The sequence below is a fragment of the Streptomyces sp. NPDC002845 genome, assembly GCF_053591955.1.
Genome location: NZ_JBSFUU010000016.1, coordinates 128,496 through 153,528 on the forward strand (window position 1 = coordinate 128,496; position 25,033 = coordinate 153,528).

General features: G+C 70.9%; 19 protein-coding genes and 4 pseudogenes. 7 read left to right on the forward strand and 16 right to left on the reverse strand.

The features are described from left to right. Positions 1 to 108: 108 nt before the first annotated feature. From ACWD3C_RS14430 to ACWD3C_RS14440, 3 genes are all read left to right on the forward strand, one after another. Positions 109 to 180: a putative leader peptide gene (locus tag ACWD3C_RS14430; protein ID WP_309544753.1), complete on the forward strand. Its 72-nt coding sequence runs from the start codon at positions 109 to 111 to the stop codon at positions 178 to 180. Between the two features lie 88 nt (positions 181 to 268). Beyond that, on the forward strand, positions 269 to 808 hold the full coding sequence (locus ACWD3C_RS14435) for a cysteine dioxygenase (protein ID WP_451143644.1): 540 nt from the start codon (positions 269 to 271) through the stop codon (positions 806 to 808). Continuing rightward, positions 805 to 1,263, forward strand: a complete 459-nt coding sequence (locus ACWD3C_RS14440; protein WP_451143646.1) for a rhodanese-like domain-containing protein — start codon at positions 805 to 807, stop codon at positions 1,261 to 1,263. The genes ACWD3C_RS14435 and ACWD3C_RS14440 overlap by 4 nt, the downstream gene beginning before the upstream one ends. A gap of 166 nt (positions 1,264 to 1,429) precedes the next feature. On the opposite strand, the gene recX is transcribed toward ACWD3C_RS14440, so the two are convergent. From recX to ACWD3C_RS14465, 5 genes and pseudogenes are all read right to left on the reverse strand, one after another. Beyond that, positions 1,430 to 2,206 carry a recombination regulator RecX gene (recX, locus tag ACWD3C_RS14445; protein ID WP_451143648.1) on the reverse strand — a complete coding sequence of 259 codons (777 nt, stop codon included), beginning with the start codon at positions 2,204 to 2,206 and terminating at the stop codon, positions 1,430 to 1,432. A gap of 3 nt (positions 2,207 to 2,209) precedes the next feature. Then, positions 2,210 to 2,842, reverse strand: a pseudogene (locus ACWD3C_RS14450) (intein-containing recombinase RecA); the annotation flags it as partial. A gap of 123 nt (positions 2,843 to 2,965) precedes the next feature. Further along, positions 2,966 to 4,429 (reverse strand): annotated as a pseudogene (recA, locus tag ACWD3C_RS14455) (recombinase RecA); the annotation flags it as partial. Positions 4,430 to 4,664: 235 nt separating this feature from the next. Then, the gene (locus ACWD3C_RS14460) at positions 4,665 to 5,915 is read right to left on the reverse strand and encodes an AI-2E family transporter (RefSeq protein WP_451143650.1); all 1,251 of its coding nucleotides are present in this window, start codon (positions 5,913 to 5,915) and stop codon (positions 4,665 to 4,667) included. 91 nt (positions 5,916 to 6,006) lie between these two features. Further along, positions 6,007 to 6,201 (reverse strand): DUF3046 domain-containing protein, encoded by a 195-nt coding sequence (locus ACWD3C_RS14465; protein WP_451143652.1) that lies wholly within the window; start codon positions 6,199 to 6,201, stop codon positions 6,007 to 6,009. A gap of 79 nt (positions 6,202 to 6,280) precedes the next feature. On the opposite strand from ACWD3C_RS14465, the gene ACWD3C_RS14470 reads away from it, so the two are divergent. After that, positions 6,281 to 7,225, forward strand: coding sequence for a hypothetical protein (locus ACWD3C_RS14470; RefSeq protein ID WP_451143654.1), 945 nt, complete (start codon positions 6,281 to 6,283; stop codon positions 7,223 to 7,225). Positions 7,226 to 7,261: 36 nt separating this feature from the next. Here the strand turns inward: ACWD3C_RS14470 and ACWD3C_RS14475 are convergent, their stop codons facing one another. From ACWD3C_RS14475 to ACWD3C_RS14485, 3 genes and pseudogenes are all read right to left on the reverse strand, one after another. Then, on the reverse strand, positions 7,262 to 7,570 hold the full coding sequence (locus ACWD3C_RS14475; RefSeq protein WP_451143656.1) for an AzlD domain-containing protein: 309 nt from the start codon (positions 7,568 to 7,570) through the stop codon (positions 7,262 to 7,264). Next, positions 7,567 to 8,274, reverse strand: a complete 708-nt coding sequence (locus ACWD3C_RS14480) for an AzlC family ABC transporter permease (protein WP_451143658.1) — start codon at positions 8,272 to 8,274, stop codon at positions 7,567 to 7,569. Before ACWD3C_RS14480 ends, ACWD3C_RS14475 begins: the two co-directional genes overlap by 4 nt. Then, positions 8,157 to 9,136: pseudogene (locus tag ACWD3C_RS14485) on the reverse strand (AraC family ligand binding domain-containing protein). Before ACWD3C_RS14485 ends, ACWD3C_RS14480 begins: the two are co-directional and overlap by 118 nt. A 389-nt stretch (positions 9,137 to 9,525) precedes the next feature. Between ACWD3C_RS14485 and ACWD3C_RS14490 the strand changes: the two are divergent. The 3 genes from ACWD3C_RS14490 to ACWD3C_RS14500 all read left to right on the forward strand — a co-directional run bounded on the left by ACWD3C_RS14490 (position 9,526) and on the right by ACWD3C_RS14500 (position 16,126). After that, on the forward strand, positions 9,526 to 14,247 hold the full coding sequence (locus ACWD3C_RS14490; protein ID WP_451143660.1) for an ATP-dependent helicase: 4,722 nt from the start codon (positions 9,526 to 9,528) through the stop codon (positions 14,245 to 14,247). A 230-nt stretch (positions 14,248 to 14,477) separates the two neighbouring features. Then, positions 14,478 to 15,329 (forward strand): Fpg/Nei family DNA glycosylase, encoded by an 852-nt coding sequence (locus ACWD3C_RS14495; protein WP_451143662.1) that lies wholly within the window; start codon positions 14,478 to 14,480, stop codon positions 15,327 to 15,329. A gap of 32 nt (positions 15,330 to 15,361) precedes the next feature. Then, positions 15,362 to 16,126, forward strand: coding sequence for an SDR family NAD(P)-dependent oxidoreductase (locus ACWD3C_RS14500; protein ID WP_451143664.1), 765 nt, complete (start codon positions 15,362 to 15,364; stop codon positions 16,124 to 16,126). A gap of 500 nt (positions 16,127 to 16,626) precedes the next feature. Here the strand turns inward: ACWD3C_RS14500 and ACWD3C_RS14505 are convergent, their stop codons facing one another. From ACWD3C_RS14505 to ACWD3C_RS14540, 8 genes and pseudogenes are all read right to left on the reverse strand, one after another. Further along, complete coding sequence (locus ACWD3C_RS14505) at positions 16,627 to 17,004, reverse strand: helix-turn-helix domain-containing protein (protein WP_451143666.1); 378 nt, start codon at positions 17,002 to 17,004, stop codon at positions 16,627 to 16,629. A 109-nt stretch (positions 17,005 to 17,113) separates the two neighbouring features. Then, positions 17,114 to 17,659: a CinA family protein gene (locus ACWD3C_RS14510; RefSeq protein ID WP_451143668.1), complete on the reverse strand. Its 546-nt coding sequence runs from the start codon at positions 17,657 to 17,659 to the stop codon at positions 17,114 to 17,116. Beyond that, positions 17,656 to 18,351, reverse strand: coding sequence for a CDP-diacylglycerol--glycerol-3-phosphate 3-phosphatidyltransferase (gene pgsA / locus ACWD3C_RS14515; protein WP_451143670.1), 696 nt, complete (start codon positions 18,349 to 18,351; stop codon positions 17,656 to 17,658). Before pgsA ends, ACWD3C_RS14510 begins: the two co-directional genes overlap by 4 nt. Beyond that, positions 18,348 to 19,820 carry a 30S ribosomal protein S12 methylthiotransferase RimO gene (gene rimO, locus ACWD3C_RS14520; protein ID WP_451143672.1) on the reverse strand — a complete coding sequence of 491 codons (1,473 nt, stop codon included), beginning with the start codon at positions 19,818 to 19,820 and terminating at the stop codon, positions 18,348 to 18,350. Before rimO ends, pgsA begins: the two co-directional genes overlap by 4 nt. A gap of 126 nt (positions 19,821 to 19,946) precedes the next feature. Further along, on the reverse strand, positions 19,947 to 20,807 hold the full coding sequence (locus ACWD3C_RS14525) for a helix-turn-helix domain-containing protein (protein ID WP_451143674.1): 861 nt from the start codon (positions 20,805 to 20,807) through the stop codon (positions 19,947 to 19,949). 286 nt (positions 20,808 to 21,093) lie between these two features. Beyond that, positions 21,094 to 23,805: a DNA translocase FtsK gene (locus ACWD3C_RS14530; RefSeq protein ID WP_451143676.1), complete on the reverse strand. Its 2,712-nt coding sequence runs from the start codon at positions 23,803 to 23,805 to the stop codon at positions 21,094 to 21,096. A gap of 187 nt (positions 23,806 to 23,992) precedes the next feature. Continuing rightward, the gene (locus ACWD3C_RS14535; RefSeq protein ID WP_451143678.1) at positions 23,993 to 24,676 is read right to left on the reverse strand and encodes an IS630 family transposase; all 684 of its coding nucleotides are present in this window, start codon (positions 24,674 to 24,676) and stop codon (positions 23,993 to 23,995) included. A 91-nt stretch (positions 24,677 to 24,767) separates the two neighbouring features. Next, positions 24,768 to 24,989: pseudogene (locus ACWD3C_RS14540) on the reverse strand (helix-turn-helix domain-containing protein); the annotation flags it as partial. Positions 24,990 to 25,033 lie beyond the last annotated feature (44 nt).

Here is a 25,033-nt window from a genome sequence, read left to right on the forward strand (position 1 = left end):
TGCGTCCCGCGTTCCTCGAACTGACGGTCACCCTGAAGTCCACATAGTGACAGTGAGTTGACCGGCGTCGACCGCCATGCTCTACTCCGGATCGTGACCGACACCTGTGTGCGCCTGTGGCGGAGGGTCCACATGGACCTCGTCCGCTACGCGGGCTGCGTGTGTCGTCCGTCCTGCTGATCTCGCACCCCTTGCTTCCTCCCGCGCGCCGCCACCCACCCGCGTCCGGCCGCGCGCTCCCACGCGAACGCTCATCAGGACGGTGTACGTGTCTGTCTCCCCCTCCCTCTCCCCCTCTGTCTCCGCGCCCGCCCAGGCTCCCACCCAGGCGGACCTGCTCCACTTCGCCCGCCGTACGGCCGCCGACGCCGAGCTGATCGCCTCGCTCCCCCTCGACCCCGAGGGCCGCACCTGGGTACGGCTCGACGGCCCGGGCGGCAGCGAGGCCTGGCTCATCGGCTGGCCGCCGGGCACCGGAACGGGCTGGCACGACCACGCCGAGTCGGTGGGTGCCTTCGTCACCGCATCCGGCGATCTCAAGGAGAACTCGCTCGCCGCCCGGCTGCCCAACGACGGCTGGAAGACCCTGGAGCTGACGGAGGGCGTCGACCGTGAGCGCCGGCTGTCGGCAGGCCAGGGCCGTGCCTTCGGCCGCCACCATGTCCACGAGGTGCTCAACGAGTCCGCCGAGGAGCATGCCGTGTCCGTCCACGCGTACTATCCGCCCCTGCCGCAGATCCGCCGCTACAGCCGTACGGGGCGGGTACTGCGCCTGGAGCAGGTCGAGCGTCCGGAGGACTGGCAGTGAGCACGCGTCCCGAACACCCGGTGGGCATCGACGAGTTGCTGGAACGGGTCCGCGCGGACCTGGACCGCGTGGAGCCACGGGAGGCGCACGACGCCGCTCGGGCGGGCGAGGCCCTCCTGGTCGACATCCGCTACGCGGCTCTCCGCGACCGCGACGGCCTCATCCCCGGCGCCCTCGTCGTCGAGCGCAACGAACTCGAATGGCGCCTCGACCCGCAGGGCAGCCACCGCACCCAGCAGGCCACCGGCCACGACCTCCGCATCGTGGTGATCTGCAACGAGGGCTACGCGTCCAGCCTGGCCGCCGCGTCCCTACGACAGCTGGGGCTGCACCGGGCGACCGACCTGGTGGGCGGCTTCCAGGCGTGGCGGGCGGCCGGGTTTCCGGTGACGGGGCGGATCCCGGAGCAGGGCGGCGGCACGGCAGGCCCCGACAGCCGACCGACCGGGCCCTGAACGCGATCGGCGCCCCCGCGCGTCCACCGTGCACAGGGCCTCACCCCGGGCCCCGCCCACACCCCCGAGTCAACCTGGGCTCACCAGAGCCCTTCCCTTCAGCCCTTCCCCCTGCGAAGCAGCTCCCCGCTGAACCAGCCCCACTCGTGAACCAGCCCCGCTCGCCTCAGACTCCTGAGAACCCCTGGTCCTCCAGCCCCTCCGTGTCCTCGCCCTCTTCCTCCAGCGCCTGTCTGACCACCCGGAGGGCCATGCCCTCGGAGTAGCCCTTGCGGGCGAGCATGCCCGCGAGGCGCCGGAGACGTCTGTCGCGGTCGAGGCCGCGGGTGGAGCGGAGCTTGCGGGCGACGAGCTCGCGCGCGGTCGCCTCCTCCCGCTCGGAGTCGAGCTGGGCGACGGCCTCGTCGATCAGCGCCGAGTCCACACCCTTGGTCCGCAGCTCCCGCGCGAGCGCCCGCCGGGCCAGACCACGGCCGTGGTGCCGGGACTCCACCCAGGCGTCCGCGAAGGCGCTGTCGTTGATCAGGCCGACCTCCTCGAAACGTGACAGCACCTCGTCCGCCACGTCCTCGGGGATCTCCCGCTTGCGCAACGCGTCCGCGAGCTGCTTCCGCGTGCGCGGGGTCCCGGTGAGCAGGCGCAGACAGATCGCCCGCGCCCGCTCAGCCGGGTCCCCTGGGGGCTCCTCTTCCCCGGCCCTCGACGAGGATGAGGAACCTCCGTCCTGTGGGCCGCCGGAGGCCTCACCGAAGCCACGCCGACGACCACGACGGCCACGGCCACGGCCACCGCGCGGACCGTCGTCGTACGACCCGTCGGCCCCCTCGCCGCCGTATGTCCCGTCACCGTCCCCCGCGGAGCCCGCCCCACCTCCGCGCCCCTGGTCCCCAGGAGCAACGGGGTGGGCGTACTCGGCCCAGTCCCAGTCCGTTCGCCGTGTCACGGGCTAGCTCTTGGCCGCCGCGGCCTTGGTCTTGGTGGCCTTGGCCGCCGGAGCGGGCGCGGCCTTGGCGGTGTCGCCCCCGGCCGCGGCCGAGACCGCCGCGTCGGCCCCCGGCTCGGTGGTGGGCTCCTCCGGCCGCACCCCGACACCCAGCTTCTCCTTGATCTTCTTCTCGATCTCGTTGGCCAGGTCGGGGTTGTCCTTCAGGAAGTTGCGCGCGTTCTCCTTGCCCTGACCGAGCTGGTCGCCCTCGTACGTGTACCAGGCGCCGGCCTTGCGGACGAAGCCGTGCTCCACGCCCATGTCGATCAGGCCGCCCTCGCGACTGATGCCGTGCCCGTAGAGGATGTCGAACTCGGCCTGCTTGAAGGGCGGCGCGACCTTGTTCTTGACCACCTTGCAGCGGGTGCGGTTGCCGACCGCGTCCGTGCCGTCCTTCAGGGTCTCGATACGGCGGATGTCGATGCGCACCGAGGCATAGAACTTCAGCGCGCGTCCACCGGTCGTGGTCTCCGGGCTGTTGTGGACCATGACGCCGTCCACGAAGTAGTTGTGCGTACCTTCGACCTCGATGTCGAACTTCTTCATGGAGCGCGTCGGCGGCTTGACGTGGATGTCGAGGATCTCCGAGGCCACCAGACGCTGTGTCTCCTCGACGAACTCCGGCTCGACAGCGAATCGGCCGCGGAATCGCGGGAGGAGCTTGTGCTCCATGGAGGAGTGTACGAAGGGCGCCACCATCTCCTGGAAACGTGCCGATGAGTCCGTACTGAACTGCAGCACGGCCATCTGCCGCTCACCTGCGAGCCGAAGTCGCACGTCCAGACCGTGCGTGTCTCGCAGATAGTCGACGATGCGCTCCCGCGAGCCTTCGCTCATGGCCTCGACACAGATCTCGATTCGGCCCGAGCCGCCTTCTGTACGCTCCTGAAGCCCCTGGGAGCGAACCGTGAAGCAGCCATCGTCCATGTACCAGATGGCCAGGGCCAGCGGAGTCATCGCCTTGAGATGCTCCCAGGTGATGTGCTTCTTGTCTCCGCCGAAGTAGACGACCTCCCTGAGCTCGTCTAGCTCCGGAAGCGGAGAGAAGTCCGCGAAGACTGCGCCCTTCTCATTCTGCGTCCGGGAGCATCCGACGTTCCCCAGCAACGAGATCTTCCAGTCCAGGTACTCGGCCTGCTTGGCGCCGTGGCCCATACGGAAGCGGACTCCGGTGCGGCCCTTCCTGTTAGGGGAAAGGCTGCCGTCGCCCATCAGTGCCCCGAGGACGATCTGCTCCTGTTGCCCGCTCAGTACCTTCTTCTCACTGATGAGCACGCGGTCTCCGGCGATCAGCTCACCCGCCTCACGCCAGCCTCCTGGAGTGCGGATCAAGTGGTTCTCCGTCGCGGCGAACTGCGCCTTGCCGTTCTTCCCGGACTTGGCCACGGTGAACTGGAGGAACCGCTCGGCGTTCCCGTTGTCGAACCAGTTGGTGATGCGCCGAGGGACGATCTTGTCGGTCTCCGGATCGTAGGAGAGGACCTCCACGTCCATCCGCTGGTTGACGATCTTGCCGATCTTCTCCTGCGTACCGTCGGCGAGTGTGACCCGAGTCGAGTAGTTGAAGCACCCGAACATCACGCCGATCTTCTCGCGGAGCTGGTTGATGAAGATCGCGGTGGTCTTGGACTGGTTGAGCGCGCTGGTGATCTTCCGCAGGGCCTGGCTCATCAGGCGGGCCTGCAGACCGACGTGGCTGTCGCCCATCTCGCCCTCGATCTCCGCGCGCGGGACGAGCGCGGCGACGGAGTCGATGACGATGAGGTCGAGCGCGCCGGAGCGGACCAGCATGTCGACGATCTCCAGCGCCTGCTCGCCGTTGTCCGGCTGGGACAGGATCAGGTTGTCGATGTCGACGCCGAGCTTCTTCGCGTACTCGGGGTCGAGGGCGTGCTCCGCGTCCACGAACGCGACCTGGCCGCCGGCCTTCTGCGCGTTCGCCACCGCGTGCAGGGTCAGGGTCGTCTTACCGGAGGACTCGGGGCCGTAGATCTCCACCACTCGGCCGCGCGGCAGGCCGCCGACGCCGAGGGCCACGTCGAGCGCGGTCGACCCGGTCGGGATGACCTCGATCGGCTCCTTGGTCCGATCCCCCATGCGCATGACCGCGCCTTTGCCGAATTGCCGTTCAATCTGTGCGAGCGCGGCATCGAGAGCCTTCTCGCGGTCGGTTCCTGCCATGGGTTCCACCCGGTTTGCTTGATTCGATCGCTTCACGTCAAAGACGCTAACGCCTGCCACTGACAATGCGCCCCGACGCCCGCCCGGTCTGTGGATAACTCGGGCACTTCACTCGAAAACCGAGTCGAAATCCCCGCCGAGAACCTCGCCGGAACCTCCATGAGAATGCTTGTTCGATTTTCGTGTCAAGCGCACCACGCGACCTCAACCACGCCTCCGCCCCGGTGGACACCGTCTACTGGACGCCGTCCACCGGCTCAGCGTCCTCCGCGTCCCGCCTCTGCTCCAGCCGCTGCCGTACGCGCGCGAGGAGGCTGCTCGTGGACCGCCGGCGGTGCCCGTGCACCCGGGGGTCGTCCGTGACGTCGTAGCGCTTCACATACGCCCCCAGGAAGGCCTGCAGCGTGGCGACCGCGGGGATGGCGACCAGCGTGCCGACGGCGCCGAGGAGGGCGGTGCCCGCGATGACCGATCCGAAGGCGACCGCCGGGTGGATGTCCACGCTCTTCGCGGTCAGCTTGGGCTGCAGCAGGTAGTTCTCGAACTGCTGGTAGACCACGACGAAGACGAGAACCCACAGCGCGTACCAGGGATCGATCGTGAAGGCGATCAGCATCGGCAGGGCGCCCGCGAGATAGGTGCCGATGGTGGGGATGAACTGGGAGACCAGGCCGACCCAGACGGCGAGCACGGCCGCGTAGTCCACACCCAGGTACTCCAGGAGTATGTAGTGGGCCAGTCCGGAGATCAGCGCCATCAGACCGCGCGAGTACAGGTAGCCGCCGGTCTTGTCGACGGCGATCTCCCACGCGCGCAGCACCTCGGCCTGCCTGGCGGGCGGCAGCACGGAACACAGGGCACGCCGCAGCCGCGGTCCGTCGGCGGCGAAGTAGAACGAGAACAGCGCGATCGTCAGCAGCTGGAAGAGACCGCCGAGCACCTGGGTGGACACGTCGAGGACACCCGTGGCGCTGTTCTGCACGTACCTCCGCAGCCAGTCGGAGCGCAGCAGGCCCTCCTGGATGTCGACGCGCTTCAGCTCGGTGCGGAAGGTCGTGTTGATCCAGCTGATGACCGAGTCGAGATACTCGGGGAAGCCTTCGATCATCTTGATGATCTGGCCCGCGAGCATCGAGCCGAGCAGCGTGACGAACCCGGCGACCGCGATCAGCGTGGCCAGGAAGACGAGGAAGGTGGCGAACCCCCGGCGCATGCCGCGCGAGGCCATCCAGCTCACCGCGGGCTCGATCGCGAGCGCCAGGAAGAACGCGATGAGGATGTTGATCAGCAGCCCGATGAGCTGGTGGAACGCCCAGGTGCCCAGCTGGAACACGGCGACCAGCGCGAGCGCCAGCACCATGGCGCGCGGCAGCCAGCGCGGCATGCGCGCACCCTGCGCGGCGGCGGCCGCGGGCCGGCCGGGCGGCGTCGTGCGGAGCGGGGGCGTCTGCTGATCGACCTGCGCGGTCTCGTCTGTGGGTGCCACGGAGCAAGTCTCGCCCACGCCACCGTCATGCGGTCCCCGCCCCGGATCTCCGCGGCCCGCGATCGGCGGATCCTCCGGATTCCGCCCCCTGTCAGCGCTTTTCGTACGGAACATCCATGGACGCGCACACCACGCGCCACACGTCCTTGGCCTCCCAGCCGACGTCCAGCGCCTCGTGCACGGTGCGCCCGCCGAGGTCGGACATCACGTGATCGCGTGCGAAGGTGTCGGCGTACCCCTCACCGAAGTGTTCCGCCATCCGCTGCCAGAAGACCGTCAACCGCATGACTCCAGTATCCCGCCCCAGAGGGTGGGCCCGGCCGGGACGGCTTGCCGAGAACGCTTTCCGCCCTACGGTCTGACGCATGGCCGAAACCGGAGCATCCCCACTCCCCTCCCCACCCCCGGCGCACACCCCGCTCGCCCGCGCCGAGCGGTTCGTCTGGCTGACCGCGCGCGTGCTGGAACAGCGCCGCTTCGCGTACCACTTCCTGGGCGGGAGCGCCGACGCGGTGGAGACCGCGCTGGCCGCCTATCGCAACGCGGACGAGGGGTACGGCCACGCGCTCGAACCCGATCTGCGGGGCCCCGTGAGCCAGCCGCTGCACACCGGGCACGCCCTGCGTGTCCTGGACTCGGTCGGCCGCTGCGGCGGTCAGCGGGTGGAGCGCGTGTGCCGTTACCTGACCGCCGTGTCGACCCCGGACGGCGCGCTGCCGGCGATCCATCCCAGCCAGCGAGGCTATCCGGCGGCCCCCTTCATCCCCATTGTCGACGACCCGCCCAGCGACCTGCTGGCCACCGGCCCCGTGGTGGGCCTGCTGCACCGCAACGAGGTGTGGCACGCCTGGCTGTTCCGGGCCACCGACTTCTGCTGGCAGGCGGTCGAGTCCCTGGAGAAGTCGCATCCGTACGAGATGCAGGCCGCCGTGGCCTTCCTGGACTCCGTTCCCGACCGCCCGCGCGCGGAGGCGGCCGCCGACCGCCTCGGCCGCCTGGTCCGCGAGGACCGACTCGCCGCGCTCGACCCGGACCGTCTGGAGGAGTACCCGGTGTCCCCCGGCTACGCCCCGGGCGAGCACCACTTCCCGCACGACTTCGCCCGCACTCCCGGCTCCCTCGCGCGCGCGTGGTTCACCGACGAGGAGATGTCCCGGTCCCTCGACTTCCTGGCGGACGAACAGCAGGAGGACGGCGGCTGGCCGATCCGCTGGCGCCAGTGGGCGCCGGGCACCACCCTGGAGAGCCGCCCGATCGTGACGATCGAAGCCCTGCGCACGCTCCGCGCGTACGGGCGCCGGATCACCTGAGGCCGACAGGCATGGCCGCGTGCCATGCGCCCCGCCTCAGCCGGCCATGGCCCGCACGCCCGCCGTCACCACCACGGCCACGCCCACGACGAGCAGGAAGGGAGCACGCAACAGCAGCGCCACAGCGGCCGCGGCGACCCCCGCGGCCCTGGCGTCCCACACGAGCGCACGTCCGTCGGCGAAGGTCTGCTGAGCCGTGAGGGCCGCGAGAAGGGCCACGGGCAACAGCGCGGCGAGGCTCCGTACGAGTGGCCGCTCCAGCACCCCCTCCGGCACCAGCAGCCCGACCAGCTTGACGGCGTAACAGCCGACGGCGGTCACCCCGATCGCGATCCAGACGCTCAACGCCCCTCCCTCCGCCCCGCCACGCACAGCACGACCGGCGCGGCCGCCGCGGCCACCAGAACCGGCACCCCGGCCGGCAGGACAGGCAGCAGCCCGAGCCCCAGAACAACCGCGAGGCCCGCGACGGCCCGCTCCCTGCCACTTCTCAGCATCGGCGCGAGCAGCGCCAGGAAAACAGCGGGTCCGGCAGCATCCAACCCCCACGCGCCGGTGTCACCGACAGCCTCCGCCCCCACCGCACCGAGCAGCGTGGTGAGGTTCCACAGCACATACAGGGCGAGCCCGGTGACGGCGAAGCCCAAACGGGCGGCACGCCGCGTCGGCTGGGCGAGCGCGACGACCGCGGTCTCATCGATCACCCACTGGGCGGCAAACGGCCGCACCACACGCGGCAGCGCCAGCACCTGCGAAAGCCGCAACCCGTAGAACGCGTTGCGCACCCCCAGAGAGAAGGCCCCGGCAGCCGCCGTCAACGGATTCCCCCCGGCCGCCAGCGCACCCACGAGCGCGAACTGGGAAGCACCCGTGAACACCAGCAGACTGAGCGCACAGGTCTGCGCCGTCCCGAGTCCACTCCCCACCGAGGTCACCCCGAAGGCGACCCCGGACAGTCCGACGGCGACCCCGACCCCCAGGCTGTCCCGGACGACGACCCCGTCGGCTTTCCCACCACTTGCATCCACAAGAGCTGTCTGTTCTGCCACACCCCGGACGCTATGAGCCCCGCTCCCACAGGTCTTGTACGTTCTTGCGCTCCCTCTGGTACGCCCCCGGCGGCACCCCCACGATCCGGGCGAAATGCCGGTTGAGGTGCGGCTGATCGGTGAACCCGACAGCCACAGCCGCCTCCGCCGGTACAACCCCGGCGTCCAGCAGCCGCCGCGCCCGGCGCACCCGGGCATCGGTCAGCCACGCATGAGGAGGCATGCCATAGGCACTCCGAAACGCCCGCAACAACGCGAAGGGGCTGGTCCCCAGCTCCCCGGCGAGCCGCTCCAGGGTCGGCGGCTCGGCCATCCGCTCCTCCAGCACGGTACGCGCGCGTGCGGCCACCCGCGCCCCCGCCGTCCGCACGGCCCGCTGCGGCAGCACCCCGCCATTGAGCCGCAACAGCCTCGTCACAACGACCCGCAGCAACGTGTCGGCGGCCAGCGCGTTGCCCTCGTCCACGGCCCGCAGCACCTGGTGAACCAGCCCGGCAGCGTACGGATCCTCCAACACCGGACTGGCAAACCCCGGCGTCCCTCGAATCGAGGTCGTCTCAGCAGCGATCCCGCCCACCAACTCCGGCGACGGATACACGGCCCCGTACCGCCACCCCTCGGGCCCACCCGCACGCCCCGTATGCGGCGTATCAGGATTGACCAGCGCCAACGCCCCCGCCCCGGCGTACTGATCACCACCCCCGTGATGAAAGACCTCGACCCCGTCGGCAATCGCCGCGATCACGAAGTTCTCATGCGTATGCCGCACAAACCTCTTCTCGACATACCGAGCCCGCAACAGATCAACCCCCGGCAACCCGGCATACCGCCAGTGCCTGGCCCGCTCCCCGAAACTCACCACGCCCCCATTCTCGACCCACGGCGGCCCGGCCAAGCGCGCCGCGCACCCCCACACCCCGGCGGCCGCGTACGGCGGGAAGGGGGCGGGTCGGGGGGTGTCCGCCCGCAGCGGATGTCGCGACAACAAAAGCTGCCCTACACACCCCACCCAAGTCGCGTCAGACCGAGGACGGAGCCCCCCGGCGCGCCCCCGACCCACAACGTACCCACGCACCACGCACTCCCCGCACCCGACAACGAACCACCCACCCCCACAGGGGCGCGAGGAACTGCGCGAGCAACCCAAAACCACCCGCACCCACCACCCACCCCAGAACCCCCCGAGCCATCACGCGCCCCCGGCGGCAGCCGCCCGGCCCCATTGTCAGTGCCGAGGTGCAGGATGGACCCATGCCCAAGCCCGCACTCGACTCGTTCTCCCCCGCCACCCGCGGCTGGTTCACGGGTGCCTTCTCCGCGCCCACCGCAGCCCAGACAGGCGCATGGCAGGCGATCAACGAGGGCTCGGACGTCCTGGTCGTAGCCCCCACCGGCTCCGGCAAGACCCTGGCCGCCTTCCTGGCCGCCCTGGACCACCTCACGTCGACCCCACCCCCGGCCGACCCCAAGAAGCGCTGCCGGGTGCTCTACGTGTCCCCGCTCAAGGCCCTCGCCGTGGATGTGGAGCGAAACCTCCGCAGCCCCCTCACCGGCATCCGCCAGGAAGCCGTACGCCTGGGCCTGCCCGAGCCCGAGGTAAGAGTCGGCATCCGCTCCGGCGACACCCCCGCCGCCGAGCGCCGCACCCTGTCCACCCGCCCCCCGGACATCCTGATCACCACCCCGGAGTCCCTGTTCCTGATGCTGACGTCGGCCACGCGCGACGCGCTCACGGGCGTGGAGACAGTCATCCTCGACGAGGTGCACGCCGTCGCCGGCACCAAGCGCGGAGCGCACCTCGCCCTCTCCCTGGAGCGCCTCGACGAGCTCCTGCCCCGCCCCGCCCGCCGCATCGGCCTGTCCGCCACGGTCCGCCCCGTCGACGAGGTCGCCCGCTACCTCTCCCCCCGCCGCAAGGTGGAGATCGTCCAGCCCTCGTCCGGCAAGGAGTTCGACCTCTCCGTGGTCGTTCCGGTGGAGGACCTGGGCGAGCTGGGCGGCTCCCCGGTCGCCGACGCCACCGAGGGCGCCGAGAAACCCTCCATCTGGCCACACGTCGAGGAGCGGATCACCGACCTGGTCCAGGCCCACCGCTCCACGATCGTCTTCGCCAACTCCCGCCGCCTCGCCGAGCGCCTCTGCAACCGGCTCAACGAGATCGCCTACGAACGGGCCACCGGCGAACCCCTGGACGAACACCACGCCCCCGCCGAGCTGATGGGCGGCTCGGGCGCGGCCCAGGGCGCCCCGCCGGTCATCGCCCGCGCCCACCACGGCTCGGTCTCCAAGGAGCAGCGCGCCCTCGTCGAGGAGGACCTCAAGGCGGGCCGCCTCCCGGCCGTGGTCGCCACCTCCAGCCTCGAACTCGGCATCGACATGGGCGCGGTTGACCTCGTCGTCCAGGTGGAATCGCCCCCCTCCGTGGCCTCCGGCCTCCAGCGCGTGGGCCGAGCGGGCCACCAGGTCGGCGCGGTCTCCACCGGCGTGGTCTTCCCCAAGTACCGGGGCGACCTCGTCCAGGCCGCGGTGGTCACCGAGCGGATGCGCACCGGCGCCATCGAGTCCCTCAGGGTCCCGGCCAACCCCCTGGACGTACTGGCCCAGCAGCTCGTCGCCATGACCGCGCTGGACACCTGGCAGGTCGACGACCTCCTGGCCACGGTCCGCCGCGCGGCCCCCTTCGCCTCCCTCCCCGAGTCCGCCTTCACGGCCGTCCTCGACATGCTCGCGGGCCGCTACCCGTCGGACGCGTTCGCGGAGCTGCGCCCGCGCGTGGTGTGGGACCGGGTCGCCGGCACGATCACCGGCCGCCCCGGCGCACAGCGCCTGGCCGTCACCTCCGGGGGCACGATCCCGGACCGCGGCCTCTTCGGGGTGTTCCTCGCGGGCGCCGACCCCAAGAAGGGCGGTGGCCGGGTCGGCGAGCTCGACGAGGAGATGGTCTACGAGTCCCGGGTCGGCGACGTCTTCACCCTCGGCACCAGCTCCTGGCGCATCGAGGACATCACCCGCGACCGCGTCCTGGTCTCCCCAGCCCCCGGTGTGCCCGGCCGCCTGCCCTTCTGGAAGGGCGACCAGCTGGGCCGCCCGCTCGAACTGGGCCGCGCGGTGGGCGCGTTCCTGCGCGAGGTGGGCTCGCTCTCCCAGGAGGACGCCCGCCTGCGCCTCCTCGCCGCCGGCCTCGACGCCTGGGCTGCGGACAACGTCCTGTCCTACCTCGCCGAACAGCGCGAGGCCTGTGGCCACGTCCCCGACGACCGCACCATCGTCGTCGAGCGCTTCCGCGACGAACTGGGCGACTGGCGGGTCGTCGTGCACTCCCCCTTCGGCGCCCAGGTCCACGCCCCCTGGGCGCTCGCGCTGGGCGCCCGGCTCTCCGAGCGCTATGGCATGGACGCCCAGGTCATGCACGCCGACGACGGCATCGTGCTGCGCCTGCCCGACGCCGATCTGATGGGCCTGGATCTGCTCGACATGGAGCCCGTGAAGGCGGGCACGGAATACGACGCCGAGCAGGCACCGGTAGGCGCGGCGGACGTCGCCTTCGACAAGGGCGAGGTCGACCAGATCGTCACCGACCAGGTGGGCGGCTCGGCCCTGTTCGCGTCCCGCTTCCGCGAGTGCGCCGCCCGTGCGCTGCTGCTCCCCCGCCGCAACCCCGGCAAGCGCACACCCCTGTGGCAGCAGCGCCAGCGCGCCGCCCACCTGCTCCAGGTGGCGAGCGAGTTCGGGTCGTTCCCGATCGTCCTGGAGGCGGTCCGCGAGTGTCTCCAGGACGTCTTCGACGTCCCGGGCCTCGCCGAGCTGATGGGCGACATCGAGGCCCGCAAGGTCCGCCTGGTCGAGGTCACCACCCCCGAGCCGTCCCCGTTCGCCCGCTCGCTCCTGTTCGGGTATGTCGCCCAGTTTCTGTACGAGGGCGACTCCCCGCTCGCCGAGCGCCGCGCCGCCGCCCTGTCGCTGGACTCACGGCTGCTGGCCGAGCTGCTGGGCCAGGCGGAACTGCGCGAGCTGCTCGACGCCGAGGTGCTCACCGAGCTGGAGCGGGAGCTCCAGTGGCTCACCGAGGACCGCCGCGTCAAGGACGCCGAAGGCGTCGCGGACCTGCTGCGTCTCCTCGGCCCGCTCACCGACGCCGAGCTGGCGGAGCGCGGCGCCGAGCCGCAGTGGGCCCGGGAACTGGCCGGCGCCCGCCGGGCCATCGAGGTGCGGATCGCCGGAGCCGACCACTGGGCGGCGGTCGAGGACGCGGGCCGCCTGCGCGACGCCCTCGGCACAGCCCTGCCGGTCGGCGTCCCGGAGGCCTTCACCGAACCGGTGAAGGACCCCCTCGGAGACCTCCTCGCCCGGTACGCCCGCACCCACGGCCCGTTCACCTCGACCACGGCGGCGGCCCGCTTCGGCCTGGGCATCGCCGTCACCGAGGGCGCACTCCAGCGGCTCACCGCGAGCGGCCGTGTCGTCCAGGGCGAGTTCCATCCCTCGGGCATCGGCCAGGAATGGTGCGACGCGACCGTACTGCGCCGACTGCGCCGCCGTTCGCTCGCCGCCCTGCGGCACGAGCTGGAGCCGGTGCCGCCCGCCGCGCTCGCACAGTTCCTGCCGCAGTGGCAGCACGTGGGCAGCGGACACGGACTGCGGGGCATCGACGGCCTGGTGCGCGCTGTCGAGCAGTTGCAGGGCGCCTCCGTCCCCGCGTCCTCCCTGGAGAAGCTGATCCTGCCGTCCCGGGTCGCGGGCTACACCCCCTCGATACTCGACGAACTCACCGCGGCCGGAGAGGTCGTGTGGGCGGGCGCCGGGGCCCTGGCCGGCAAGGACGGCTGGGTCTCCCTCTACCTGGCGGACGCGGCCCCCCTGCTGCTGCCACCCCCGCACCCCCTGGAGCTGACCGCGCTCCACCAGTCGGTCCTGGACGCCCTCTCCGGGGGCTACGGCCTGTTCTTCCGCCAGATCGCCGACCAGGTCCGCGCCACCACCCACTCCGACGTCACCGATCCCCAGCTGGCCGACACCGTCTGGGACCTGGCCTGGTCGGGCCGGCTCACGAACGACACGCTCGCCCCGATGCGCTCCCTGCTGGGCTCGGGCCGTACGGCCGGTGCCACGGCCCACCGCGCCAAGCGCACGGTCCCGCGCGGCCGGTACGGCTCCCTGACGGCCGCCGCGCGCCCCCAGTCCCGCACCGGCCCGCCCACGGTCGCGGGCCGATGGTCGCTGGTCCCCGCCCCCGAAGCCGACCCCACCGTGCGCGCCCACGCCCTGGCCCGCACGCTCCTCGACCGGCACGGCGTGGTGACCCGGGGCGCGGTCGGCGCCGAAGGAGTCGAGGGCGGCTTCTCGGCGACGTACCGCGTCCTGTCCGTCTTCGAGGAGAGCGGACAGGCCCGGCGCGGCTATGTGATCGAGGGGCTGGGCGCGGCCCAGTTCGCGATGGACGGAGCGGTGGACCGGCTGCGCGCGGTGGCCAACGCCCGCGACAGGCGCGAGCCCCTGCCCGGCACCGTCCCGAACGGCTCCCACGACGCGTACCACGAGTACGGCCAGGGCCTCCCCCCGAACCGCACCCGCCCCACAGGCTCCCCCCGTGCCGTCGTGCTCGCCGCCGCCGACCCCGCCAACGCCTACGGAGCGGCCCTCCCCTGGCCCGAACCCCCCACCGGCGCCGGCCACAAGCCGGGCCGCAAAGCGGGCTCCCTGGTCGTCCTGGTCGACGGCGAGCTGACCCTCTACATGGAGCGCGGCGGCAAGACCCTGCTGGCCTGGCCCGCCGGCCCGGACGCCAAGCCCACGGACGACCCCCGCCTGCGCCTGGCCACCGAGGCCCTCTCCGCGGCCGCCCGCGCGGGCTCCCTCGGCACGGTCACCGTGGAGCGCGTGAACGGCACCTCCGCCCTCACCTCCCCCTACGGCACCCTCCTGGAAGCGGCGGGCTTCATCGCGACCCCCCGAGGGCTACGGATACGCGTGTGACCGCACAGCACGTCACCCGCGCCAAGCAGGTCGGGCGAAGTCCGCTGCGGTTCGGCAGCGCCCTGAAGGGGCGCGGGGCTGTGTACAGATGCGGCTCCGCCGCGGGGCGCGACCAGCCACGACGGCGCCGCAGACGAACGACGGCACATCGCGGCCCCGCGGCGGAGCCGCATATCGACACAGCCAGCGGAGCGCTCAGCACCCGTCCGCCCCCGTGCCACCCTTGACCCATGCCCGAAGGAGACACCGTCTGGCAGACCGCGCGACGACTGCACGCCGCCCTCGCGGACAAGGTGCTGACCCGCTCCGACCTCCGGGTCCCGAAGTACGCCACCGCCGACCTCACCGGCCGCACCGTCCTGGAGGTCACCCCGCGCGGCAAGCACCTCCTCACCCGGATCGAGGGCGGCCTGACGCTGCACTCGCACCTGCGGATGGACGGTTCCTGGAAGGTGTACGGCAGCGGCGAGCGCTGGAACGGCGGCCCGGCCCACCAGATCCGCGCGATCCTGGGCACCGCCGACCGCACGGCCGTCGGCTACCGCCTCCCCGTCCTGGAGCTGCTGCGCACCGCGGACGAGTCGAGGGCCGTCGGCCACCTCGGCCCCGACCTCCTCGGCCCGGACTGGGACCCCGACCGCGCCCTCGCCAACCTCCTGAGCGACCCCGCCCGCCCTCTCGGCGAGGCCCTGCTCGACCAGCGCAACCTCGCCGGCATCGGCAACGTCTACAAGAGCGAGCTCTGCTTCCTGCTCCGGGCCACCCCCTGGCTCCCCGTCGGCGACCTCCCCCGGGACCACGTCGCCCAGCTCCCGGCCCTCGCCAAGAAGCTCCTGGAAGCCAACCGCGACCGCCCGGCCCGCAGCACCACCGGCCTCCGCGGCCAGAACCACTTCGTGTACGGCCGCACGCCCCGCCCCTGCCTGCGCTGCCACACCCCGATCCGCTCGGCCGACCAGGGCGACGGCTCCCGCGACCGCCCCACCTACTGGTGCCCGACCTGCCAGACGGGCCCCGCCCCCTCCACCCCGGGTCCCACCCGGCGCCGTACGGCCGACCGTCCTCCCCGCACACACGATTGACGACCCGTCAGAAACCCTCGTACCGTCCCCTCATGCCCGTCACGGCGTACGACCTCACCGGACGCACGGCCTTCGTCACCGGCGCGGCCGGCGGCATCGGCCGCGCCTCGGCCGTATTGCTCGCGGAGGCGGGCGCGACCGTGCACTGCGCGGACCGCGACGCCCCGGGACTGCACGAGACCGCCACCCTGATCAAGGCCAAGGGCGGCACCGCCCGCACCCACCACGTCGACGTCACCGACCGCGCACAGCTCCACCGGGCAGTGACGGCCTGCGAGAGCCTGCACATCATGGCGGCGATCGCCGGGATCATGCACAGCAGCCCGGTCCTGGAAACCCGGGACGAGGACCTGGACCGGGTGTGGAGCGTCAATTTCAAGGGCGTGCTGTACGCCTGCCAGGAGGCGGCCGGGGCCATGATCGCGAGCGGCACCCGCGGCAGCATCGTCACCATGGCCTCGGGCGCCGTCGACACCGGCGGCCCCGGCCTGCTCTGCTACGGCGTGACGAAGGCGGCCGTCGTCCAGCTGACGAAGACCCTGGCGACCGAGGTCGGCCCGCACGGCATCCGGGTCAACGCGGTGGCGCCCGGATGGATCCGTACGCCCATGACCGACCGGCACGACGACGCGGCGCAGGCGCGGACCGAGGCGTTCATGGCCCGGCTGTCGCCGCTGGGCCGGGTGGGCGAGCCCGACGACATCGCCCACGCCGTACTGCACCTGGCCTCGGACGCCTCGGCGTTCACGACCGGCCAGATCCTCCGCCCGAACGGCGGGGTGGCCATGCCCTGGTGACCCCGCCGTCCACGCGCCCCCTGACCACCCTCCCTTTCGGCACACAGTGCACCGGCAGCAGACTCAGCCCCCACCCCCCGGCCGCGACCGCCCCCTCGACCACCCCGGCGTCCGGCACCAGCGCGAGCCGCAGTACGGCCCACCACCACAGCGCGCCGAGTCCCAGCGCAGCCCCCCAGCGCACTGTCCGCCCCGGCATGGCCGTCACCTCCAGCCCGACGCTAGAACGCCGCCTCACCCGCGGGCAGGGCGCACCAGCGGCACACGAGCGCACCGCGCATCACTCAACGATGACGGCCCGCCACGACACCGGCAAACGGAGCAGCACGGCGGGGCCAGAGCGCGGGAACGGCGCAGGAAACAGCACGCGACAGCACGGAGTGACCACAACGACAACACACGGGGACAACGCAAAAACCCCAGCCGTACTCCTCCAGGTCTCCCCGAAGAAGCCCCGGCCGGGGCTTGTGTCACGCATTCGTGCGCGCGCCTGCGAATGTTCAGGCGGCGACGACGTCCACCGCCTCGGTGGGCGCCTTGATCGTGACCCGTTCCGGTGGCACACCGGTCACCGAGACGGAATTGAGCATGGGACGACGCACTGCTGCGGGCACCGGTTCGGTGGCCGCTGCCGACTGGGCCAGCTCGGCGAGGGCGAGCTCGTCGCTCACTTCCCGCATGAGCTCGGACATCCGTACGTCCAGCGCGTCGCAAATGGCGGAGAGCAGCTCGGAGGAAGCCTCCTTCTGCCCCCGCTCCACCTCGGAGAGATAGCCGAGCGAAACTCGGGCGGACGAGGAGACTTCGCGCAGAGTACGGCCCTGGCGCTGGCGCTGCCGACGCAGCACGTCACCCAATAGGCGACGGAGCAGAATCATCGGTGGCTCCCTCCTCGGACCGCGTAACCGCATCCTTCACGCCCCACCGTACCGCCTTGCGCTGCGGCCGTGCGGGGAGCGCTGTCGTGTTCACTCAGGGCTGCAAACATCAAGTCCCCCCGTTCTGTTCCGTATCCTGTGCCCGCTCATTCCCGGTCTGTTCGCTCGCAAGCTCCTCAAGGAGCAGTGCGAGTACGCTCCGTACACTCTCCATACGGATTTCCGCCCGGTGGCCGTTCAACCGCAGCGACACCACTTTCCCGCCAGGAAAACCACCTCCGCCAGGGCCGGACGGCCCTTCGACAGCCACGAAAACGGTGCCGACCGGCTGCCCGTCCTGCTGATCCGGCCCGGCGACGCCGGTGGTCGCTATCCCCCAGTCCGCACCGAGAGCCTTGCGCACACCGGCCGCCATCTGGGCCGCGACCTGCGGATTCACCGCTCCGTCCGCGGCCAGCAGGGTGGGGTCGACGCCGAGGAGCTCATGCTTGAGATCGGTGGCGTACGCGGTCACGGACCCGCGGAAGACCTTGGAGGCTCCCGGTGCCGCCGTGATCTCCGCCGCCACCAGGCCACCGGTCAGCGACTCGGCCACAGCGATCGTCTCGCCCCTCACCGTGAGTAGTCGCAGCACGTCGGCGGCCATGGAATTCACCGCTCCGCCTCCTCTGCCGCGGTCTGCCGCTCGGCGATTCCGCGCCTGCGCAGCACAATGGCCTGTCTTATGTAGTCGAGCCCGGTCACCACGGTCAGGACGACCGCCACGGCCATCACCCAGAACCTCAGGGTGGCCAGTGGTCCCGTCAGGACCAGGACGTACATGCCGACGGCCGTGCCCTGGGCCAGCGTCTTGAGCTTGCCCCCGCGGCTCGCCGGAATGACGCCGTACCGGATGACCAGGAAACGCAGGAGGGTGATCCCGAGTTCCCGGCCGAGGATCACGCCCGTCACCCACCACGGCAGTTCGTCGAGCGAGGAGAGGCAGATCAGCGCCGCCCCCATGATCGCCTTGTCGGCGATGGGATCGGCGATCTTCCCGAAGTCGGTGACGAGGTTGTACGTCCGGGCCAGGTGGCCGTCGAAGATGTCGGTGATCATGGCGACGGCGAAGGCCGCCCAGGCCCAGGCGCGCCACACCGGGTCGTACCCGCCGTCCATCAGCATCAGCACGACGAAGCCGGGCACGAGGGCCAGGCGGAGCATGGTCAGGAGGTTCGCGACGTTCCAGAGGCTGGCCTGGTTGACGGCGGCAGCGCCCAGCTTTCCTCCGCGCAGTTGCTTGGCGCTCCCCTGGGCGCCGGCGGCGCTGGAGGAGCCGCCCGCCGCGGACGCCGGGACTCCCGTCATCTGCCCGCCTCCTCAAGTCCCGCGAGCGAGCCCGGGAGCGGCTCGGCCAGCAGGTCGACACCTTCCGTACCGACCACCTTCGCCTCGACCATAAGGCCGACGCTGAGGCCCTCGCCGCTGGTGAACAGCACCTGACCGTCCGTCTCGGGCGCCTGGTGCGCGCCGCGGCCGTACGCGCCCTCCTCGCCGTCGACCGACTCGACCAGCACGCGCACGCTCTCCCCGACGCGCTCCTCGGCGCGCTGCGAGACCAGTTCCTCGGCCAGCTGCGAGATGTGCGCGAGGCGCTCGGCGACCACGTCCTCGTCGAGCTTGTTCTCGTACGTCGCCGCTTCGGTGCCCTCCTCGTCGGAGTATCCGAAGACGCCGATCGCGTCCAGGCGTGCGCCGTTCAGGAAGCGCTCCAGTTCCGCCAGGTCGTCCTCGGTCTCGCCGGGGAAGCCCACGATGAAGTTGGACCGCGCGCCGGCCTCGGGGGCCTTGCTCCGAATGGTGTCCAGGAGCTCCAGGAAGCGGTCGGTGTCCCCGAAGCGCCGCATCGCGCGCAGCACATCGGGGGCGGAGTGCTGGAAGGAGAGGTCGAAGTAGGGCGCGATCTGGGGCGTGGAGGTGAGCACGTCGATGAGGCCGGGCCGCATCTCGGCGGGCTGGAGGTAGCTGACGCGCACACGCTCGATGCCGTCGACCTCGGCGAGCTCGGGCAGCAGGGTCTCCAGGAGGCGGATGTCGCCCAGGTCCTTGCCGTACGAGGTGTTGTTCTCGGAGACCAGCATGATCTCCTTGACGCCCTGCTCGGCGAGCCAGCGGGTCTCGCCCAGGACGTCACTCGGCCGCCGTGAGATGAAGGAGCCCCGGAAGGACGGGATGGCGCAGAAGGAACAGCGCCGGTCGCAGCCGGAGGCGAGCTTCACGGAGGCGACCGGGGAGCCGTCCAGCCGGCGGCGCAGAGGCGCACGCGGGCCCGAGGCCGGAGCAAGGCCCTCCGGAAGGTCGACGGGGCCGTGCCCCGGAAGCGCGACCTGGGCGGCGAACTCCTGCCGCTCGGCCGGGCTGATCGGCAGCAGCTTGCGCCGGTCGCGCGGGGTGTGGGAGGCGTGGATGCCGCCGTTCAGGATGGTCTGGAGGCGGTCGGAGATGTCCGTGTAGTCGTCGAAGCCGAGCACGCCGTCGGCCTCGGGCAGCGCCTGGGCCAGCTCCTTGCCGTACCGCTCGGCCATGCAGCCGACGGCCACGACGGCCTGGGTTCTGCCGTGCCCCTTGAGGTCGTTGGCCTCCAGGAGGGCGTCGACGGAGTCCTTCTTGGCGGCCTCGACGAAGCCGCACGTGTTGACCACGGCGACATCCGCGGCCTCGGCGGCCTCGACGAGCTCCCAGCCGTCCGCCTCCAAGCGGCCTGCGAGCTCCTCCGAGTCCACCTCGTTACGGGCGCAGCCAAGAGTGACGAGTGCGACGGTACGGCGTTCAGGCATGGGCTCAAGACTACTTCGTCCCGCTGACAGCCCACGTCGACGGGGTTGGCCGATCTTGGCCAACCCCGTGCCCGTGTTTCTCTTTGAGTCGCCTGTGCGAACTCCGGAGCCGTTGCTCCGCAGCGCTCATCCGGCCTCGGGGTCGCCCTTCGTGTACGTCAGGCGCTCGACGCCGGGCTGGAACTCGTCCTCGATCTTCTTGCCGTTGACGTACAGCTGGATCGCGCCCGCCCGGCCGAGGACAAGGTCGATCTTCTGGCTGTCCTGGAAGGTCTTGCTCTCGCCCTGCTTGAGCAGCCCGTCGAAGAGGAGTCGGCCGTTGTGGTCCTTGGCGGAGATCCAGCTCTCGTCGTCGACGGCGCTGACCTGGACGGTCACCTTGTCCTGGGGCGCGGCCGCGATGGCGCTGTCCGTCGGGTCGGGCTTGGAGCCGGCGTCGGGCTTCTCGGTCTTGGGTGTGGGAGAGGGGGTCTTGCTCGTGGTCGGCGTGGAGCCCTCGGCCACCTGTGTGGTGCTGCCGTCGTCGTCACCGTTGAACAGGGTGAAGCCGACGAAGCCGATCACCGCGACGATGGCGGCGACCATGGCGGCGGTCCAGTTGGGCCCGCGCCGCTCGGGGCGGATCCGTTCCGCCTCGAACAGGGGGGCCGCCGGGGTCGGTGCGGGGCGCCCGCCGTGCTCGGCGGTGAACTGTTCGAGCAGCGGTGCCGGATCGACGTGCACCGCGCGCGCGAGGGTGCGGATGTGACCGCGCGCGTAGACGTCCCCGCCGCAGGAGGCGAAGTCGTCCTGTTCGATCGCGTGCACGATGGCGATACGGACTCGGGTGGCGCTGCTGACGTCGTCGACGGTCAGCCCGGCCGCGATGCGTGCCTGCTGGAGGGCACGGCCGATCGAGGGGCGTTCCGCCGTAGGTTCGTCGCGGTCGTCTTCGAACGGACGCTCGTCTTCGGGGGAGTTGCCGTCAGGGGAGTTGCCGATGGACACGGGGGCGCCTTTCGAGCGTGTAGCCACCTGTGCTGGGGGTTCAGTTTAGGGGTGGTACGAAAGGGTGGGGCAACCGGGCGGTAGGACTTTGTAGCCCATCAGAATGGCCGGACATCCTGATGGTGAGGGAGGTAGTTGTCCCCTCCCTCAACTTGACGTACGTCAAGTGGAAACGGTTGCTCACCGTTTCCTCACGAGTAGGTCACGTTCGATTACCCGTTTGCAGTGCACGCAGCCCGGCGAACGGCTCGACGCGCGTCTCCCGGCAGTACGCCCAGGACTGCTCCTAGGACTGGGTCTCCCCGCGGATCACCGCCAGCACACCATCCAGGTCGTCGGGTTTCACCAGGACGTCCCGCGCCTTGGAGCCCTCGCTCGGGCCCACGACGCCGCGGGACTCCATGAGGTCCATCAGCCGCCCGGCCTTGGCGAAGCCGACGCGCAGCTTGCGCTGGAGCATGGACGTCGACCCGAACTGCGTGGAGACCACCAGTTCGGCCGCCTGGCACAGCAGATCGAGGTCGTCGCCGATGTCCTCGTCGATCTCCTTCTTCTGCTTGGTGCCCACGACGACGTCGTCCCGGAAGACGGGCGTCATCTGGTCCTTGCAGTGCTGGACGATCGCCGCGACCTCGTCCTCGGTCACGAACGCGCCCTGCATACGGGTCGGTTTGTTCGCCCCCATCGGCAGGAACAGCCCGTCGCCCTTGCCGATCAGCTTCTCGGCACCGGGCTGGTCGAGGATGACGCGCGAGTCGGCGAGCGAGGACGTGGCGAAGGCGAGCCGGGAGGGCACGTTGGCCTTGATCAGACCGGTGACGACGTCCACGGACGGCCGCTGCGTGGCGAGCACCAGGTGGATGCCGGCCGCGCGCGCGAGTTGTGTGATGCGCACGATCGCGTCCTCGACGTCCCTGGGCGCGACCATCATCAGGTCGGCCAGCTCGTCGACGATCACCAGCAGGTACGGGTACGGCTGGAGCTCACGCTCACTGCCCTCCGGCGGCTTCACCTTGCCGTTCCGCACGGCCTCGTTGAAGTCGTCGATGTGCCGGTAGCCGTACGCGGCCAGGTCGTCGTACCTGAGGTCCATTTCGCGTACGACCCACTGGAGCGCCTCGGCGGCACGCTTCGGGTTGGTGATGATCGGCGTGATCAGGTGCGGGATGCCCTCGTACGCGGTCAGCTCGACCCGCTTGGGGTCGACGAGGACCATGCGGACGTCCTCGGGAGTCGCGCGGACCATGATGGACGTAATCAGGCAGTTGATGCAGGACGATTTGCCGGAGCCGGTCGCACCCGCGACGAGCACATGCGGCATCTTCGCCAGGTTGGCCATCACATAGCCGCCCTCGACGTCCTTGCCGAGCGCGACCAGCATCGGGTGGTCGTCCTCGGCCGCGTCGGCCAGCCGGAGTACATCGCCCAGGTTGACCATCTCGCGGTCGGTGTTGGGGATTTCGATGCCGACCGCGGACTTGCCGGGGATCGGGCTGATGATCCGCACGTCGGGGCTGGCGACGGCGTACGCGATGTTCTTGGTGAGCGCGGTGATCCGCTCGACCTTGACGGCGGGGCCGAGCTCGACCTCGTAACGCGTGACCGTCGGCCCGCGGGTGAAGCCGGTGACGGCGGCGTCGACCTTGAACTCGGAGAACACGTTGGTGAGTGAGGCGACGATGGCATCGTTGGCCGCGCTGCGCGACTTGCCGGGGCCGCCGCGCTCCAGGAGGTCGAGCGAGGGCAGGGAGTACGTGATGTCGCCGGAGAGCTGGAGCTGCTCGGCGCGCGGCGGGAGGTCGCGCGGCGCCGAGGGCGCCGCCTTCGTGAGGTCCGGGACCCCGGCGTCGAGCTTCTCCTGCTTGGGGCGGGCCGCGGGCACGGGCGTCGTCTCCACGCGGTCGCCCGGGCTCACCCCCTGGGTGAGGTCGGCGACGAGCGGCGAGGGCGGCATGCCGTGCAGAACGGCGCCGTCGAGCGCGGCAGCGGCGGCCGCGGCGACGTCCACGGCGTCCAGCGGCCTGTCCGGGTCGGGCTGCGGCACCGCGGACCGCCGGGGGCGGCCACGGTGCCGTGTGAGGGCCTCCTGCTCGGCGCTGTCGGGGTCGTACGCCTCGGGGGCGGGCTTGCGTCGCCGGGAGCGCGCGGGGAGCGCCTCACGCCACTGGTCGTCGTAGCGGGCGTCGTCCTCGGTGTACTCGTCCTCGGCGCCGTCGTAGGTGTCGTCCGCGACGATGCCGAGCTTCTGGCCGAGCAGCCGCAGCCGCTGCGGGATGGCGTTGACCGGGGTCGCCGTGACGACGAGCAGCCCGAAGATCGTGAGCAGCACGAGGAGGGCCACGGCGAGCGCCTCGCCCGTCATGTACGTCAGCGGAGTGGCCGCACTCCAGCCGATGAGCCCCCCGGCGTCCCTTATCGCCTGCATGCCGTCGGCGCGCGCGGGCGAACCGACGGCGATGTGGACCTGGCCGAGCACGCCGATGACGAGCGCGGACAGGCCGATCACGATGCGGCCGTTGGCGTCGGGCTTCTCGGGGTGCCGGATGAACCGTACGGCGATCACCGCGAGCAGTATCGGGACGAGCAGGTCGATGCGGCCGAAGGCACCGGTGACGAGCATCTCGACGAGATCGCCGACCGGGCCGCGCAGATTCGACCAGGTGCCGGCGGCGACGATCAGCGCGAGGCCGAGCAGCAGCAGTCCGACGCCGTCCTTGCGGTGCGCCGGGTCGAGGTTCCTGGCGCCCTGCCCTATGCCGCGGAAGACGGCGCCGACGGCGTGCGCGGCACCGAGCCAGACGGCGCGTACGAGCTTGTACACGCCCCCGGTGGGATTGGGCGCCGGCTTCGGAGGGGCCGCCTTCTTCGCTGCGGTCTTCTTGGCGGGCGCCTTCTTGGCCGCGGCCTTTTTCGCGGGGGCCTTCTTCGCCGCCGCCTTCTTCGGAGCGGCCGCCTTCTTCGCGGGCGACTTCTTGGCTGCGGACTGACGTGAGGCCATGAGTGTGAGGTTACCGGGGTAGGCCACAGGGGACACGTGTGCCCACTCCTTCACCCGTTCGTGTCGCCCTTCACAGGGAGTGGAACTGACGCACTCTCAGGTCGGCGCACGGCTCAGCTACGGCTCCGTACACCTGAGTTCAAGGATGACATCGGTGTCTAGTGTGATGCGCCAGAAAATCTGAGTTTTAGTTCTGCTCGGTTGTGTCGGTTGTGTCGGTGCTGGGCCTGACCTTGGCCAGGTAGTCGGCAAGGGAGTTGAGGATCTCGTCAGCGGTCTTGGTCCAGGTGAACGGCCTGGGGTCCTCGTTCCAGGTGGCGATCCACGCCTTGATGTCGTCTTCCAGCGCCTTGACGGAGGTGTGGACGCCGCGGCGGATGAGCTTGTCGGTCAGCAGGCCGAACCACCGCTCCACCTGGTTGATCCAGGAGGCCCGGGTCGGGGTGAAGTGCACGTGGAACCTGGGACGCCGGGCCAGCCAGGTTCTGATCTCGGGGGTGTTGTGGGTGGCGTAGTTGTCGCACACCAGGTGCACATCCAGGCCGGCGGGCACGGCCTTGTCGATCGTGACCAGGAACTTCTTGAACTCAATCGCCCGGTGGCGGCGGTGCAGCTCCGATATGACGCTGCCGTCGGCGATGTTGAAGGCGGCGAACAGGCTGGTGATGCCGTGCCGCAGGTAGTCGTGGGTGCGCCGCTCGGGCATGCCCGGCATCATCGGCAGTACCGGCTGCGAGCGGTCCAGCGCCTGGATCTGGCTCTTCTCGTCCACGCACAGCACCACCGCCTTCTCCGGCGGATGGTGGTACAGCCCGACGACGTCCACGACCTTCTCCCACGAACTGCGGGTCGGTGGAGAGCTTGAAGGCATCCTGCAGATGCGGCTTGAGGCCGAACTTCTTCCAGATCCGGCCGATCGTGGACTTCGACAGCCCGGTGCGCTTGGCCATCGCCGCGCGCGACCAGTGCGTGTCCTTGCCCGGGGCGGACTCCAAGGTCGCCACGATCACGTCCTCGACCTGGTCGAGCAGGATCGAGGGCGGCCGACCGGTACGCGGTTCGTCCTGCAGGCCCTCGAGACGATCGGTCACGAAACGGGCCCGCCAGCGGTCCGCCGTCGACTGGTCCACCCGCAGATCGGCTGCGACCTGCTTGTTCGTCACGCCCCCGGCGCACCGCAGCACGATCTTCGCCCGCAGCGCGAGGTACTGGGCGGTCTTCGCCCGCC